At 61.5% G+C, this 15,110-nt stretch carries 13 protein-coding genes and 1 tRNA gene; 9 read left to right on the top strand and 5 right to left on the bottom strand.

Translation table 11 applies throughout. The features are described 5' to 3' along the window. The first annotated feature begins 33 nt into the window (after positions 1–33). Together upp and SM766_RS07310 are read left to right on the top strand one after the other, a co-directional pair. The gene (upp, locus tag SM766_RS07315; protein ID WP_065273288.1) at positions 34–666 is read left to right on the top strand and encodes a uracil phosphoribosyltransferase; all 633 of its coding nucleotides are present in this window, start codon (positions 34–36) and stop codon (positions 664–666) included. Positions 667–816: 150 nt separating this feature from the next. Further along, positions 817–2,190, top strand: a complete 1,374-nt coding sequence (locus SM766_RS07310) for an SPOR domain-containing protein (protein WP_368947368.1) — start codon at positions 817–819, stop codon at positions 2,188–2,190. A 74-nt stretch (positions 2,191–2,264) separates the two neighbouring features. Here SM766_RS07310 and SM766_RS07305 read toward each other — a convergent pair whose 3' ends face one another. The 3 genes from SM766_RS07305 to SM766_RS07295 are packed head-to-tail and all read right to left on the bottom strand — an operon-like array spanning position 2,265 to position 5,368. Beyond that, positions 2,265–2,846: a retropepsin-like aspartic protease family protein gene (locus tag SM766_RS07305; RefSeq protein WP_368947367.1), complete on the bottom strand. Its 582-nt coding sequence runs from the start codon at positions 2,844–2,846 to the stop codon at positions 2,265–2,267. A gap of 45 nt (positions 2,847–2,891) precedes the next feature. Further along, positions 2,892–3,518 carry a MarC family protein gene (locus tag SM766_RS07300; RefSeq protein WP_065273291.1) on the bottom strand — a complete coding sequence of 209 codons (627 nt, stop codon included), beginning with the start codon at positions 3,516–3,518 and terminating at the stop codon, positions 2,892–2,894. Continuing rightward, on the bottom strand, positions 3,515–5,368 hold the full coding sequence (locus tag SM766_RS07295; protein ID WP_368947366.1) for an ABC-F family ATP-binding cassette domain-containing protein: 1,854 nt from the start codon (positions 5,366–5,368) through the stop codon (positions 3,515–3,517). Before SM766_RS07295 ends, SM766_RS07300 begins: the two co-directional genes overlap by 4 nt. A gap of 145 nt (positions 5,369–5,513) precedes the next feature. Here SM766_RS07295 and SM766_RS07290 point away from each other — a divergent pair, with 145 nt between their 5' ends. Further along, entirely contained in the window at positions 5,514–6,716 is a 1,203-nt protein-coding gene (locus tag SM766_RS07290; protein WP_368947365.1) for a multidrug effflux MFS transporter, read from the top strand. A gap of 140 nt (positions 6,717–6,856) precedes the next feature. Continuing rightward, positions 6,857–7,279 (top strand): nucleoside-diphosphate kinase, encoded by a 423-nt coding sequence (gene ndk, locus SM766_RS07285; protein ID WP_065273293.1) that lies wholly within the window; start codon positions 6,857–6,859, stop codon positions 7,277–7,279. Between the two features lie 95 nt (positions 7,280–7,374). Here ndk and SM766_RS07280 read toward each other — a convergent pair whose 3' ends face one another. Continuing rightward, on the bottom strand, positions 7,375–7,722 hold the full coding sequence (locus tag SM766_RS07280) for a TfoX/Sxy family protein (protein WP_368947364.1): 348 nt from the start codon (positions 7,720–7,722) through the stop codon (positions 7,375–7,377). Positions 7,723–7,845: 123 nt separating this feature from the next. On the opposite strand from SM766_RS07280, the gene SM766_RS07275 reads away from it, so the two are divergent. After that, positions 7,846–9,072 (top strand): cytochrome P450, encoded by a 1,227-nt coding sequence (locus tag SM766_RS07275; RefSeq protein WP_368947363.1) that lies wholly within the window; start codon positions 7,846–7,848, stop codon positions 9,070–9,072. A gap of 149 nt (positions 9,073–9,221) precedes the next feature. Continuing rightward, entirely contained in the window at positions 9,222–10,082 is an 861-nt protein-coding gene (locus SM766_RS07270; RefSeq protein WP_368947362.1) for a hypothetical protein, read from the top strand. Between the two features lie 91 nt (positions 10,083–10,173). Here the strand turns inward: SM766_RS07270 and SM766_RS07265 are convergent, their stop codons facing one another. Next, positions 10,174–10,788, bottom strand: a complete 615-nt coding sequence (locus SM766_RS07265; RefSeq protein ID WP_274828475.1) for a response regulator transcription factor — start codon at positions 10,786–10,788, stop codon at positions 10,174–10,176. Between the two features lie 328 nt (positions 10,789–11,116). Here SM766_RS07265 and SM766_RS07260 point away from each other — a divergent pair, with 328 nt between their 5' ends. The 3 genes from SM766_RS07260 (at position 11,117) to SM766_RS07250 (ending at position 14,530) form a co-directional block, all read left to right on the top strand. Then, complete coding sequence (locus SM766_RS07260) at positions 11,117–11,626, top strand: putative pterin-binding protein (RefSeq protein WP_274836832.1); 510 nt, start codon at positions 11,117–11,119, stop codon at positions 11,624–11,626. A gap of 12 nt (positions 11,627–11,638) precedes the next feature. Beyond that, the gene (locus tag SM766_RS07255; RefSeq protein WP_368947361.1) at positions 11,639–14,137 is read left to right on the top strand and encodes a hybrid sensor histidine kinase/response regulator; all 2,499 of its coding nucleotides are present in this window, start codon (positions 11,639–11,641) and stop codon (positions 14,135–14,137) included. A 318-nt stretch (positions 14,138–14,455) separates the two neighbouring features. Further along, positions 14,456–14,530 (top strand) — tRNA-Asn (locus SM766_RS07250). Positions 14,531–15,110: the final 580 nt, after the last annotated feature.

The raw sequence follows: 15,110 nt of genomic DNA, 5'->3' as shown, positions 1-15,110 counted from the left end.
AGAGACCAAATTTATTCGCAGGAGAGTGCCGATATGTCCGAACATCTGACCGTTGTTGATCATCCGCTGGTCCAGCACAAACTGACCCTGATGCGGGACAAGGGCACATCGACTGCCGGGTTCCGGCGTCTGCTGCGCGAGATCACCCAGCTTCTGGCCTATGAGATCACTCGCGAAATGCCGCTGACCACCACCACCATCGACACCCCGATGGAGGAAATGGAAGCGCCGATCTTGGCGGGCAAGAAATTGGCGCTGGTGTCGATCCTGCGGGCGGGCAACGGCATGCTGGATGGCGTACTGGAACTGATCCCTTCGGCCCGGGTTGGATTCGTGGGGCTCTACCGCGACGAGGAAACCCTGCAGCCGGTGCAATATTACTTCAAGGCGCCCGAAGGTCTTAAGGACCGTCTGGTGATCGCCGTCGATCCGATGCTGGCGACCGGCAACTCCTCGGCAGCGGCCATCGACCTCTTGAAAGAGGCCGGTGCCAACAACATCCGTTTCCTTTGCCTCCTGGCCGCGCCGGAAGGCGTTGCGCGCATGAAAGAGGCGCATCCGGATGTGCCGATCGTCACTGCCTCGCTGGATCGCGAGCTGAACGAAAAAGGCTATATCATGCCCGGTCTTGGCGATGCCGGCGACCGCATGTTCGGCACCAAGTAATCCGCATTTGGTGGCTCTGGTCCCGCTGCCGGTTGTGGCAGCGGAGCCGGGGCAACAAATTGCCCGAACGCCGCCAGATTGTGCCCGGCGCCGGGTTTACTAAGATTTGGTTATCAGGCATCGTATGCCCATATGTTGTGGGGCTCTGGTATGAAGATAACAAGAATTGTCGCGCTCGCCATCATTGCAGGCACGCTGAGCGTTCAAGGCGTGGGTCAGGCCGTGGAGGCGCAGACGCTGCGGGCCTCCGGTCCCCCAGCAGAGGTGCCCCCGGCCTCTTATAAGGGTAAGCAATATGTCGACAGCCGCGGTTGTATCTATATCCGCGCCGGGATCGACGGCAATGTGAACTGGGTGCCCCGCGTAACCCGCAGCCGCAAGCAACTGTGCGGCTATAAGCCTACTACCATCGCAGGGGCTGCTAAACGCCAGCCGCAGGCGAACGCGGGGCCTGAAATCATCACCCTGCCACAGGAACAGCAACCCGCCGCGACCGCGGTTGCAACGGCTCCCGCCAAAAAGGCGACGCCCACGTCTCGGACGACGGCTCCTGCAAGCGCCCCTGCAGTCGCCGCAACCACCAAACCGCGCCGCACTGCGCAAAGCACCAGTGCCCGCCCCACGCGGGTCACCACCGCCGCGCCCCGGCGTGTCGTGAAACCGGCTCCGGTTGTTCCGGCGCCGCAGCCTGCACCGCAGCAAGTGCGCACGGCGCCGACGTCTGGCGGCTGCCCTGGGGCTTCGGCGATCAGCCAGCAGTACATCAACAAATCCGCAGGCGTCCGCTGTGGCCCGCAGGCCGAAGCGCCGGTGACTTATGGCCGGGACAGGGCGGGCGATCAGAACTCGTCGCTTCAACTGGCGCCCAACACCCGTATCCTGCCGGCACATGTCTATCAGCAGCGCCGACTGAGCACGGGGCTGACGGTGCCGGAAGGCTACCGCCCAGTCTGGGAGGATGATCGTCTGAACCCCCGGCGCGCCGAGCGTACGCTGACAGCGGCCACGCCGAATGGACAGACTGCGGTGCCGCCGGGTTACGTCCGGGTGGAACGGGATGACGACCGCATGAATACAATGCGCGGCGTGCGCAGCGCTGCAGGAGATGCGCAGATGGCCGAGGTTTGGACCGATGGCCTGCCGCGTAAACTGGTGCGCAAACCGCTGGACCGGCAGACGGTCACATTGTCGGGGCGTCAGGCCCGCAGCGCCGCCGAGGCGCGCGAGCCGCTGGCATTGCGTCTGTCGACCAGGTCGGAACCCGAGGCGGGAGCGGCTGCATCTGAAGCCACACCGCGTCGCTACGTCCGTGCAGCGACCTTTGGCGATCCGGCGGCGGCGCGCGCTGCTGCGCGGGATCTGGCCCGCAGCACTGGCTTGCCGGTCCGTCTGGGCACGCTCACCCGCAAGGGCAAGACCTACAAAGTTGTTTTGGCAGGGCCTTTCACGGCCACTGGGGCAGGTGATGAAGCCCTGAACGCCGTGCGCGGCGCGGGGTATCCCAAGGCGCGGCTCAGCAAGTAAGCTCAGCAAGAAAGATGGGCGTTCAGGCTATGGGGCAGGGCGCATCTCTGCCCCGTTTTGTGTTGCTCCGTAACTTAACGGGTCAGCACAAGGGCGCGGTTCTGGATCTCGATCCGTGACCAGCGTTGCAGATAGCCCATGCCAAGCAGGGATTTATCCATCTCACCGGCGTTGACCCAAACCCGCACATCGCTGTCGGTGATCCCGCCAAGCGACATCTCATCCACCCAGAAAGAAGCGGTGCGCACTTCGCCATTGGCAGTCTGCGCGCGGCCCAGATAGGCCAGTTTGTCGGTGTCGATCCCAGCGCGCTCAGCGTCCGCGTGGCTCAGCACCACCTGACTGGCGCCGGTATCCACCAGGAAATTGACCGGCGTGCCGTTGATCGAGAGGGTTAGGTAGTAATGGCCATCAGGCGCCATTGGCACCTCCACCCGGCCTTGTTCGGTGATCACGCTTTGCTGTGGCATTACCGTGCTGCGGATATCGCCCCACAGACCATAGGCAGCGATCACCCCAAGGAAGATAAACGCCCAAACGGCGAGCATCTGCACCGTCTTGCCCAGCGACTGCCGGTTCTGCACGAAGACCCAGGATCCTACCGCCACCAGCAGCAGGACAAGATAAATCACCCGGGCATAGTCCATATCAGTCATCAGCGCGCCTCCTGCTTTCTGATGTAGGAAGTTCGCGCCGCGATACTAGCCTGCGGCAAAGCCAAAGGCGCGCAGACCGTCCAGAATGAACTGCACCGAAAGCGCCGCCAAAAGCATGCCCAGAAGCCGGGTCACCACGTTGATCCCGGTCTTGCCCAGAAGCCGCTCCAGCACGCCGGAGACAAGGAACATCACCAGCATAAGCGACAACACCGCCAGAACGATGCTCATCACCAGGGCAAAGCCTTCGATGCCCGGTTTCTGACCGGCGAGCAGGATCACGGTTGCAATCGAGCCAGGGCCTGCGATCAGCGGGATGGAGATGGGGAAGACGGACGGGTCTTCGACCTCGGTGGCTTCCTCGCCCTGATGTTCGCGGCGTTTGGTGCGCCGTTCAAACAGCATGTCGAGCGCGGTGAGAAACAGCAGCGCGCCACCTGCGACGCGGAAGGCGGGCATTGAGATGCCGACAAAGGCCAGAACCGCCTCTCCGAACAGGGTAAATAGCGCGAGGATGAAGGTCGCGGTCAGCGAAGCGCGAATGGCCACGCCACGCCGCTCGGACGCGGTCATGCCTTGTGTCAGCGCCAGAAAGATCGGGGTCAGGCCAATAGGATCAATAATCACGAAAAGCGTGACAAAAGAGGTGATCATAAAGGCCGTGTCGATCATAGGGATTCGGCTTTTTCCAGTTTCTCCAGCGCCCGCATCCACAGCAGTTCGGCGCGGTCCAGCGCCTCGATGACTTCGGCGTGCTTGCCTTGCCAGACGCGGGCTTCGTCCTTCTTCTCTGCCTCGTAGAGTTCCGGGTCCGCCAGCTTGATGTCAAGCTTGTCCTTCATTGCGGTCAGTTTGCTGACGCGTTCCTCGGCTTTACGGGCCTCCGCGCGCAGCGCCAGCATGGCATCGCGCGTGGGGCGTTTCGGCTTTGGCTTGGCAGCGGCCGGTTTCGACGCAGGTTTGTCCTTTTCCAGCAGCAGCGACCGGTAAGAGGTCAGATCACCCTCATAGGGTTTCACCGTACCTTGCGACACCAGCCACAGCCGGTCGGCCACAAGGCTCAGAAGGTGCATGTCGTGGCTGACAAGGATCACCGCCCCGGTATAGGCGGTCAGCGCTTCCACCAGCGCTTCGCGGCTTTCGATATCAAGGTGGTTGGTCGGCTCGTCGAGGATCAGAAGATGCGGCGCATCCAGTGTTGCCAGAAGCAGTGACAGGCGCGCCTTTTGCCCGCCCGACAGGCGTCCGACCTCGGTATCCGCCTGCGCGGCGCCAAGGCCAAAGCCCGCAAGGCGTGCCCGCAGTTTCGCCTGACCTTCTTCGGGGCGCTCGCGCTGCAGGTGCTGCAGCGGGGTTTCGTCGATATAAAGCTCGTCGACCTGATGCTGGGCAAAGAAACCGATGCGCAGCTTGCTCGATTGCGTCATCTTGCCGGACATCGGTGCAAGACGGCCCGAGAGCATTTTCGACAGGGTGGATTTGCCTTCGCCGTTCTTGCCCAACAGCGCAATCCGGTCGTCCTGATCGATGCGCAGGTCCAGTTTGCTGAGGATTACCGTGTCGCCATAGCCGACCGAAACGCCCTCGGTGGCGATGATCGGCGGCGACAGTTCTTCGGGCTCCGGGAAGGTGAAGACTGTGCGTGCTGCGTCTTCGGGCGCGCGAATGGTTTCCATCTTTTCCAGCATCTTCACGCGGCTTTGCGCCTGCTTGGCCTTGCTGGCCTTGGCCTTGAACCGGTCCACGAATGCCTGCAGGTGGGCGCGCTGCGCCTCTTGTTTCTTGGCGGCTGCGGCCTGATTGGCGCGGTTGGCGGCGCGCTGGCGGGCGAACTGGTCATAGTTGCCGCCGTAGTAGATGAGGCCGCGATCCTCCAGATGCAGGATCCCCCCGACCGAGCGGTTCAGAAGTTCGCGGTCGTGGCTGATGATGATGACCGTATGAGGGTATTTCACCAGATAGGCCTCAAGCCAGAGCGCGCCTTCGAGGTCGAGATAGTTGGTCGGCTCGTCGAGCAGCAGCAGATCGGGTTCGGAGAACAACACAGCGGCAAGCGCCACCCGCATCCGCCAGCCACCCGAGAAATCGGCGCAGGGGCGCTGTTGCGCCTCTTCGTCAAAGCCAAGCCCCTTGAGGATGGAGGCCGCGCGGGCCTCGGCGGACCAGGCGTCGATATCGGCAAGCCGGGTCTGCACCTCGGCGATGCGCCCGGGATCCGTCGCGGTCTCGGCTTCGGCCATCAGCTCGGCCCGTTCGATGTCTGCGGCCAGCACCGTGTTGATCAGCGACACGTCCGAGGCGGGTGCCTCTTGCGCTATACCGCCGATCCGCGCCCGGGACGGCAACGAAATACTGCCGCCTTCCAGCGCCAGTTCGCCCTTGATCAGGCGGAAGAGGGTGGTCTTCCCGGTGCCGTTGCGCCCCACAAGGCCAACCTTGTGGCCGGTGGGAATGGTGGCGCTGGCCCCGTCGAACAGGGGGCGGCCTTCGACCGAATAGGTGATGTCCGAAATACGTAGCATGGCCGCGCTCATAGCAGAGGGTATCGCGCCCGACCAGCGCCTTTGCACGCTGCGTCTCAGCTGGGTATCAACTGGCCCATCTCCGGAGCACGTGATAGCCAAGGCGGGAATTCGTCTTTCTCCCGTTCTACGTCCGGTGACTGCCATGCGAGCTGCGCAAACGGCCCCTCATATTGCCACGCTGATCTTCGGCACCGCCCTTTCGGTGCTGTCGCTCAACATGTTCCTGCCGTCGCTGGCACGGATCGGAGAGGATTTTCAGGCCGACTATGGTCTGGTGAACTTGTCCATCGCCGGTTACCTGGCGATTTCTGCGGTATTGCAGCTGGTTATGGGGCCTTTGTCGGACCGCTTCGGACGCCGTCCGGTGGTGCTGGTGTCGCTGCTGGTCTTTGCCCTTGCCTCAATCGGCTGCGCGCTGGCGCAATCGATCTGGGTGTTCCTTGGCTTTCGCCTGCTGCAAGGGGCCGTGGTGGCGGGGCAGGTGGTCTCCCGCGCTGCGATCCGAGACATGCACAGCGCCGAAGAGGCCGCCAGCAAGATGGGCTATGTCTCCATGGCGATGGCACTGGCGCCGATGCTGGGGCCGATGCTGGGCGGTTTTCTCGAAATGGCCTTTGGCTGGCGGGCGGGATTCATCCTTTATACCGTGATGGGCCTTGCCATACTGGCGCTGGCCTGGGGCGACTGGGGCGAGACGAACGACAACCGCTCGGCCACCTTTGGCGCCCAGATGCGCACCTATCCTGAGCTATTGGCCTCGCGCCGGTTCTGGGGGTACAGCCTTTGTGTGGCCTTTTCGGTCGGCGGGTTCTTCTCTTTCATCACCGGGGCGCCGCTGGTGGCAGCGGCCTGGTTCGACCTCAGCCCTGCCATGGTGGGGCTGGGCATCGGCATCATCACCAGCGGTTTCATGGTGGGCAATTTCATCACCGGACGGGTGGCGGGGCGGGTGTCGCTGCTGACGCTGATCCTGATTGGCCGTATCAGCGCGACGCTCGGCCCGCTTGGCGGATTGTTCCTGTTCGCGATCGGGCAGGGTTCGGTTCCGGTGTTTTTCGGCGCCGCGATCTTTGTCGGATTTGGCAACGGTCTGACCATCGCCAATGCCAGCGCCGGGCTGATGTCGGTGCGCCCGCATCTGGCGGGCAGCGCTTCGGGGTTGTCGGGGGCCTTGTCGGTGGCGCTGGGGGCGGTTCTGACCTCGCTGACCGGTGCTTTGGTGGCGCCTGAAAACGCGCCCTTCATGGTGCTGGGGATCATCCTGTGCGCCAGTATCCTGGCGCTGGCCTCGGCGCTGTATGTGCGCTGGGTCGATATACGCGAACCTTTGCCCGAAGCGGGCTGATCGCAGGCCGTGTTGACAGCGTGGATTTGAGCGCCTGGGAGCAACTCAGCCCTTCCCAAGCGAGCGCAGGCATGTTACCCGGCGCGCGATATATCCGGCGCGGGGATTTGCCCCAGCCGAACACTAATGGAGAACGCCCGATGGCACTGGAACGCACCTTTTCGATCATCAAGCCCGATGCAACCCGCCGTAACCTGACCGGCGCAATCAACGCCAAATTTGAAGAAGCAGGTCTGCGCATCGTCGCGCAGAAGCGCATCCACCTGACCAAGGAACAGGCCGGCAAGTTCTACGAAGTGCACGCCGAGCGTCCCTTCTATGACGAACTGTGCGAATTCATGTCCTCCGAGCCGATCGTGTGTCAGGTTCTTGAAGGTGAAAACGCCATCGCGAAAAACCGCGAAATCATGGGCGCCACCAACCCGGCAGACGCCGCTCCCGGCACCATCCGCGCCGAGTTCGCGGAATCGGTTGGCGAAAACTCGGTTCACGGCTCCGACGCGCCGGAAACCGCAGCGGTTGAAATCGCATACTTCTTCTCCGGTCTGGAACTGGTCGGCTAAGCCTGACTTTCCGTGACCCGGATTTCAGGGCCGCCTCGGGACACCGGGGCGGCCTTTTTCGTTCGTTCGTTTCCTTTGGAAAGGGGGAGGAGCGCTTATCCCCGGCGGGGAATGACGCCGATGGCATCGAGCTCGCGTTCTAGCCGGGACAGACCGGCGGCCTCGCTCTTGGCCGTGGTGTTTTCCGCCTTGATCTGGTCGAACCGTTTGCGCAAGGTTTTTTTCTCTTCGCCCTTGCAATCGTTCCACGGGCGCCCCTGAAGCCCCATCACCAGCACATAGTACCCGATGAAATGAGGGCGACTGCCCGCCTGCAGCAGCCGCGCATAGGCCGCATCCGCGCCAAGCTCGCGCAGCTCCTCGGCGGAGTGGATGCCTGCACGGGCAAAGGACTCTTCCGAGGCCGGGCCAAGGTTGCGGATGGATGAGATAGGCGTGGACATAGGGCGAACATATCCGGGGCGTCCGGGGCTGTCACGCTGATTTCGTAGCGGAATTTTGCGCCGCAGAGATTGACAGTCTCAAAACGACAGCGGACGTTACGGCACGTTCTGGGAGGAGACGACGTGACACAACCGCAAACCGCACCCGACATTCTGAATTTTGATCTGGCAAACCCACCCGAGGGCTTTGTGGAGGATCCGTTTCCCTTCTACGATGCCCTGCTGGCTGAGGCGCCCATTCTGCAGCAGCCCGATGGCTCGGTGCTGATCTGCCGCCATGCGGATCTGGACCGGATCTATCGGGACACCACGTCTTTCTCCTCGGATAAGAAGGCCGCCTTTGCTCCCAAGTTCGGCGAAGGTTCACCGCTCTTTGAACATCACACCACATCGCTGGTGTTTTCCGACCCGCCGCTGCACACACGCGTGCGCAAGATCATGACCTCGGCCCTGACGCCGCGTGCCATAGGGCGGATGGAGGCGGGGCTGGTTGAAACCGTCGATCATCTGCTGGATGCCATGGAAGGGCGCGAGGAGGTCGATCTTATCGAGGATTTCGCCTCGACTATTCCGATCCAGATCATCGGCAACCTGCTGGACGTCCCGATGGAGGAACGCGGGCCGCTGCGCGATTGGTCGCTGGCGATCCTCGGGGCGCTGGAACCTGCGCTCAGCGATGAGGAGCTGGAGCGCGGGCATAAGGCGGTGGAAGAGTTCAAGGACTACCTGACCGACCTTATTGCCCGGCGCCGGGCCACGCCGGGCGATCCGGAAACCGACGTGCTGACGCGACTGATCCGGGGCGAAGGCGCGGATGAGCAGCTGAGCGAGATCGAGCTGATCCAGAACTGTATTTTCATCCTCAACGCAGGGCATGAGACCACCACCAACCTGATCGGCAATGGTCTGGCGCTGCTGAATGATCACCCGGACCAGCGCGCGCGGTTGCAGGCGGAGCCGGAACTGATCAAAACGGCGGTGGAGGAGATGTTGCGGATGCGGTCCCCGAACCAGCTGGGCAACCGGGAAACCACGCGGAGGGTGGAAATCGGCGGACTTGAGATCCCGCGGGGCACCAACCTGCATCTGGTGATCGGCGCCGCCAACCGTGATCCAGAGGTGTTCGACCATCCTGAACGCTTCGACATCTCGCGCAAGCCGAACCGGCATCTGGCATTCGCCGGGGGACCCCATGTCTGCGTCGGGCTGACCCTGGCACGGCTGGAAGGAAAGATCGCCATCGAGCGGTTCCTGAGCCGCTTTCCAGATTATCATCTGCTGCCGGGACGGGTCTCTGGCGGTCGGATGCGGTTCCGGGGTTATGCCCATCTGCCTGCCTCTCTCGGCTGACCGCTGCCCGGCAGCGACTTTCCCGCATTGGGTGCGCCTTTGCGCGCGACCTATCCTTTTGGGCGCGCTGTTCAGCCCCATGGATAGGCGCTTTTTGTGTGAAGTTTCTGTAAGCCTGTCGGCATCAGTTTACTCCGGCGAGGGTTGTTATGATTTATCCAGTGGTGATGGCAGGGCAGGCTAATTCTGTGGTTCCGGCAGGGGAAGAGCGCGTTCCGGCGCATTTCTTCGCGGAAGCGATGATCGAAAGCCGGTTCCAATCGGTTATCCGCTGTCTGGATCATCCGATGTTTGCCGCTCCGACGGTGGTCACCTGCGAAGCCAATCAAGGTCTGGCAGTGCAGCAGATGTGCGCGGTGGGCGTAAAGGGCTCCCTGCTGGTCGAGCCGGGGCTGTCGAAATCCGCTGCGGCTCTGGCAGCCGTTGCGCTGCGGTTCCGCGATGCGCCGGATGCGCTGTTGCTGATCATGCCTGCCAGCCATTCCTGCGCCTCCGAAGGCCGTTTGCTTCAGACGCTGGAGGCGGCACTGCCTGCGGCCAAACAGGGCGGTATCGTGGCGGTGGCAACCCGTGATCACGGGTCTTATGGTCGTCTCAGAACCTTGTCGCGGCGCCGGGGACAGGAGCCGATGCAGGCGCTGTACAGCGCTGGAGTGGGGGGTGATGAGGCCGATCCTGATGTCCTGTGGAATTCCGGCATCTATCTGGTGCGGGCGGGCAGTCTCCTTGCAGCATTCAAACGCCATGCGCCGCGTATCCTTCATGCCACCAAGGCCGCCGTTGCCGGTATCGCGCAGACCGAGATCGTTCGTCGGCTTGTGCCCGATGCCTATGGCAAGGTGAAACAGGAAAGCTTTGAGGCTGCGATTCTGGGACGGGTGGAGATTGTCGACAGCGTCCAACTGGACCACAACCGGTCGATCTGGGAGGACTGGATCCAGGACATGGCGAATGAAAAGGCCGAAGCCGGTGCGGCCCGCCGACGTGCGAAACGGCAGAGGGCGGCCTGATCAAGAGGCCGCACGGCCGGATAGGAAGAATGCCGCCTCTTGCCAAAGAACACCTGAATGCGACCGGTGCGGCGCAGTCTGCGGGCGGGGTTCAGAAAAGACCGGCTTCCTTGGCGGTCAGGGCAGCTTGGGTGCGGTTCTTGGCGTCCAGCTTGCGGCAGAGGGTGCGCACATGCAGTTTAATGGTGACCTCTTGCAAGTCCAACTCGCGGGCGATTTCCTTGTTCGACAGGCCGCGGCAAAGGCCGTTCAGGACTTCCAGCTCCCGCGGGCTCAGCCGTTCGGCCAGGGGGTGCGTATTTGCGCTCTCTTCCGCGCGCATCAATTCGACCGGAGCATAGATTTCCCCCGCGCTCATGAAGCGGACCGCGTTCAAAAGCGACTGCGCGCCCATGGTCTTCGGAATGAACCCGATGGCCCCGGCATCGAGCGCCGCCCGGGCAGTATTGGCCGGAGCGCTGCCAGAGAGGATCGCAACGCCCTTGCCGCCATTGGCCGCAAGCGCCTCAGCCAGACCATCCAGTCCCGTCATTCCGGGCATCTGGTAGTCCAGCAACACCAGGTCAAACGGGCCTTCCGCGGAGATCAGCTCCATCGCGCCCGGCAGATCGGTGGCAAGCAACACCTCTGCGCCCCCCTCGGATTTGAGGTAGGCGGAAATGGTCTCGCGAACCATGTCATGATCATCTGCCAAAAGAATACGCATAGAATTCCTAGAGTCTGTTAGCGACAGCGAAGGTCAATCAAAGTCGACACCTACACGACAAGGGTTTCATAAGTATCAATCCCCGGCTGGACGTGTCTTCCCTCTTGCAGACAATAGTGCCCCGGGCCGGTTTTCAATAAAACATTTAGAAAGATAACTGAATTAAGCTGGAGAAGGACAGCTGAAAAGGTTGGGTTTTAATAACCCATCCGGCAGGCGTCCTATCCTTTGGGATAGGCGCATATCCCGAGGCGTTGGTGCCAGAGGGGGCACAATCTGTCAGTGTCCGACGCGGTGAAATTGGGTATTTTCAAAAAGGAGTGTTGTGATGATCCGCTGGATGAATGTTTTGGGCGCGCTGGTTCTGGCGCTGGGGGTGGGCCTGATGCTCGGGCTTGGGGCGTCGGCGCAGGCCGCCAGCGACGACACCGTGCTGCTGACGGTTCAGATCGAAGGGGATGATGCTTCGACGACGACCTTCACCCGCGATCAGCTAATGTCGCTGGGCCAGACCTCCTTTGAAACGGAAACCATCTGGACCTCTGGCACGCAGGCCTTCACCGGCGTATCGCTGAAGGATCTCATGGCCCATCTTGGGGTGACCTCTGGTGTCCTGCAAGCGCGGGCGATCAACGATTACATGGTCGAGGTGCCTCTGTCCGATGCGATCGAAGGGGGGCCGATCATCGCCTATGAACGCAACGGCAAGACCATGTCGGTCCGCTCCAAGGGGCCTTTGTGGATCGTTTACCCTTACGATAGCAATCCCTCGTATAAAACCGAAGCGATCTACTCCAGAAGCATCTGGCAGCTGGAGGGGATCAACGTCCAGCGGTAAAGGTGTGGCCCGGTGACCAAAGAAACGGACTGGCGATTTCCACTAGCGTCGCGCTGGGTTCTGGTCGCGGCCCTGATCGTTCTGCCTTTGCTGGTGGTACAGTCCGTGCGCCTGGGTCAACAGGTTCTCCTCAGGCTCGAGGGCCTATCGACGGCCGCGACGGACAACATGCAATGGGTCATGTCGCAGGCCGAGGTCGAGCATCTGAAACTGGATGCAGCAGCCGGTGCAGCGCGGCAGGCAAAGGACCTGCCCCTGCTGCGCCGCCGCTTTGACATTTATTACAGCCGCATTGCGACCTTTCAGGAAAGCCCGCTGTTTCAGGAGCTGCGCGACAACGAGGCGGGCAGCAAGTTACTGTCCGATCTCAGTGCGCGGCTGGGCCGTTTGGCTGATCTGATCGATGTCAGCGACGAGCAGTTGATTGAAAATATCTCTCAGGTCCGTTCGGAACTGAATCAGAACGGCGACAAGGTGCGTGAACTTGCCCTGTTCGGGGTGGTGATGCAGGTCGAGGGAACCGAGGCCAAGCGCCTACAGCTGTTCGATATCCTCTACCAGTTGGGTTGGGTCATTCTGGCGTTATTCGCGGCCATTGCGATCACCGCGCTAATGCTGGCGCAGATGTATCGGCGCGGGCGCCAGCTGGCCGAAGAGCGCAGCCGCGCCGCTGCGCAGATGGAGGCGATGATTTCCTCCTCTCTCGACGCCATTCTGGTGGTCGACACCGAAGGCCGTATTCAGGCGTTCAACGGCGCGGCTGAAACGATTTTTGGCTACAACAGCGCCGAAGTCATCGGGCAGAAGATGCAGGAGCTGATCATTCCGATGCACCTGCGCGAAGCGCATGCCCGGGGCATGGCGCGTTTCCTCAATACCGGCCAGACCAAAGTGATCGGCGCCGGCCGGGTCCAGCTCGAAGGGGTGCGCAAGTCCGGTGAAATTTTTCCGGTCGAACTCTCGGTCTCGCTCAGCCAGTCGGGGCAGGATATGGTCTTTGTCAGCTTCATGCGTGACATTTCGGACCGGATGCAGGCCGAAGAAGAGTTGCGCACCGCCCGCGATGATGCCCTTGCAGGTGAACGTGCCAAGGCCAATCTGCTCACCGTCATGAGCCACGAAATGCGCACCCCTCTGACCGGGGTGCTGGGGGCGATCGACCTTCTGGAAGACACCGATCCCTCGGGCGAACAGATGCGCTATCTCCAGGCAATGCGAGTGTCGGGGGAGCTTCTGCTGCATCATGTGAACGACGTGTTGCAGCTGTCCCGGCTTGAAGCAGGGGTGGACCCGGAAAAGATTCGTGTCTTCGACCTCAAGGAGCTGGCCGAAGGTCTGATTGAAAGCCAGCAGGCCACCGCAAAGAGCCGGGGAATCGATCTGTCGCTGCATTGCAGCCTTGGCCCGTCCTCGGTGGTGGCAGGGCGACCCCGCGCCATTCAGCAAGCGCTTCTCAACCTGATCGCAAATGCCGTGAAATTCACCAATGAAGGCGCCGTTTCTGTCGATATCCAGCGCCTGCCGGAGACGGATGTGGTGGACTTCCATGTCGCCGATACCGGCCCCGGTATCCCGCAGGAGGATCTGCAGCGCATCTTTGAAGAGTTCACCATGCTCGATTCCAGCTATCGGCGCGGCAATGAGGGCACCGGGCTTGGCCTGGCGATCACCCGCCGTATCGTGCAGGCGATGGATGGTGAAATCACCTGCGAAAGCGAACTTGGCGAAGGCAGCCTGTTCTCGATGTCGCTGCCGCTGCCGGTGGCCAGCGCGCCCATGGTCAAGGCCGAGGCGCAATCGGATCAGGAACAGGAGACCAGTGCCGTCCTGATCGTCGAAGACAATGACATCAATCGCCTGCTCTTGGAGAAGATGCTGATCCAGCAGGGGCAGCGGGTGACCACGGCAGCAGGCGGGCTGGAGGCGATCAACTGCGCCGAAGCGGGCAGTTTCGATCTGATCCTGATGGATATCAGCATGCCAGAGGTGGACGGGATCGAGGCAATTCGCCGGATCCGCGCGCGGAAACTGGCGGAAGGTACCGACATCGTAGCCCTTACAGCGCATGCCGCCGCCGAAGATCACGCCCGCATTCTGGACGCGGGATTCGCCGAGGTCATCACCAAGCCGATCAGCAAACAGGAACTTGCCGATGTGATCGCTCGCCGGGCAGGGCGAACCCCGGTGCTGCCGGAGGTTAATCAGGACGAAAACATCGTGCAGTTCTTCGATGCGCTTGGCCCGGAACGCGCTCGCGGCTTCCTCGCGACATATTGCGAGGACGTGGAGCGGCTGAAGGCAGCTTTGGCCGAGGCCGAGGAGCTGACGACAGAGCTGCGCCAGGAGGCACACCGCCTGGCGGGATCGGCAGCGGTCCTGGGCCTGACCCGGTTCCGCGAGCTGATGCTGGAGATCGAACACGCAGAAGGCTGCGACATCACCCAGATCGAACTGCTCGATGAGATCTGGTGCGAGGCCGAGAGCTTTTTGTCCGTCCATATGTGCGCCTGAAGTCGGCGCACCGCGGCACAGGCTCTCCGCGCTGTTGACCATCAACAGGGGAAGGGGGGCTTCGGCGCCGAGCCGGACAACGTGGCAATCCGGTCGGGCTTTTGGATCCCCTTGTTGCCGAAGACGCGTGGACAGAGGTCGGTTCCACAGTGGGCCTATTAAGGTGACAGGGGGTGTCGGCGCGGAGACGAAAGAGGGCTTAAGACCAATATGTTAGGCAGAAAGCGCGCTCTGACTTTAGGGGCTGAAAAAAACTGCAGCTTGGAGAGAATTTTCTCTGGACGCGGCAGAGCGGAGATTCTATACCACGCCTCACATTCCGGCGTAGCTCAGCGGTAGAGCAGTTGACTGTTAATCAATTGGTCGTAGGTTCGATCCCTACCGCCGGAGCCATAAAAAGCCCTCAGGTCGCGCAGACCTGAGGGCTTTTTTGGTGTCGGAGAGTTTGACGCCATAGCTCCATCCTTTTGATGAAAGCCTGCGCTTAGGGGAGAGGCACTGCACCTTCCTTAAGGGTGGCCAAGCAACCTGAGTTACCAACTGATTACCTCTGGCGTCTGGACTTCCAAACGCATAGATAATTTTTCCTCTTTGTTGGAAATCAAAACGTCTGTCTTTGGGTTTGAGCTCAAAAAGCATGGCGCAAGGGCAGTGCCCCAACTGCACTCTCTTTCACATCTCGGAGGACGGCAAGGAACAAAAAAAGCTGTCGTATTAAGTGGACTAATTGATGGCCTCAAAGGCCACATCCACGGACACAGGGTTCGGACCGCAGAACGCGGACGTGGCGCTTCGCCATTCTGACCTCTAGCGCTCAACTGGAGACCAGAATGTAACTTAGAAGGCCAGCAGGTGACCTGCCCCCCGAAATCTCCCGCACTTTAATGTAGAGTTTGCTCAACCTCTTGATGGAGCAAACAGATGCGAAAGAGCCGTTTTACAGAAGCACAGATCATCGGAATGATCAAAGAAC

Source organism: Pseudophaeobacter sp. A-200-2, assembly GCF_041008815.1.
In the GTDB taxonomy this organism is placed as follows: Bacteria; Pseudomonadota; Alphaproteobacteria; order Rhodobacterales; family Rhodobacteraceae; genus Phycobacter; species Phycobacter gallaeciensis_A.
This window is presented reverse-complemented; position numbering and strand designations above follow the sequence as displayed.

What these genes read in the sequence shown, in the direction of transcription:
- SM766_RS07280 (WP_368947364.1), bottom strand. Translation starts at nt 7,722, where the DNA reads ATGTCCACGCCTATCTCATCCATCCGCAACCTTGGCCCGGCCTCGGAA.
- SM766_RS07290 (WP_368947365.1), top strand. Translation starts at nt 5,514, where the DNA reads ATGCGAGCTGCGCAAACGGCCCCTCATATTGCCACGCTGATCTTCGGC.
- SM766_RS07300 (WP_065273291.1), bottom strand. Translation starts at nt 3,518, where the DNA reads ATGATCGACACGGCCTTTATGATCACCTCTTTTGTCACGCTTTTCGTG.
- SM766_RS07270 (WP_368947362.1), top strand. Translation starts at nt 9,222, where the DNA reads ATGATTTATCCAGTGGTGATGGCAGGGCAGGCTAATTCTGTGGTTCCG.
- SM766_RS07260 (WP_274836832.1), top strand. Translation starts at nt 11,117, where the DNA reads ATGATCCGCTGGATGAATGTTTTGGGCGCGCTGGTTCTGGCGCTGGGG.
- SM766_RS07265 (WP_274828475.1), bottom strand. Translation starts at nt 10,788, where the DNA reads ATGCGTATTCTTTTGGCAGATGATCATGACATGGTTCGCGAGACCATT.
- SM766_RS07305 (WP_368947367.1), bottom strand. Translation starts at nt 2,846, where the DNA reads ATGACTGATATGGACTATGCCCGGGTGATTTATCTTGTCCTGCTGCTG.
- SM766_RS07310 (WP_368947368.1), top strand. Translation starts at nt 817, where the DNA reads ATGAAGATAACAAGAATTGTCGCGCTCGCCATCATTGCAGGCACGCTG.
- upp (WP_065273288.1), top strand. Translation starts at nt 34, where the DNA reads ATGTCCGAACATCTGACCGTTGTTGATCATCCGCTGGTCCAGCACAAA.
- SM766_RS07295 (WP_368947366.1), bottom strand. Translation starts at nt 5,368, where the DNA reads ATGCTACGTATTTCGGACATCACCTATTCGGTCGAAGGCCGCCCCCTG.
- ndk (WP_065273293.1), top strand. Translation starts at nt 6,857, where the DNA reads ATGGCACTGGAACGCACCTTTTCGATCATCAAGCCCGATGCAACCCGC.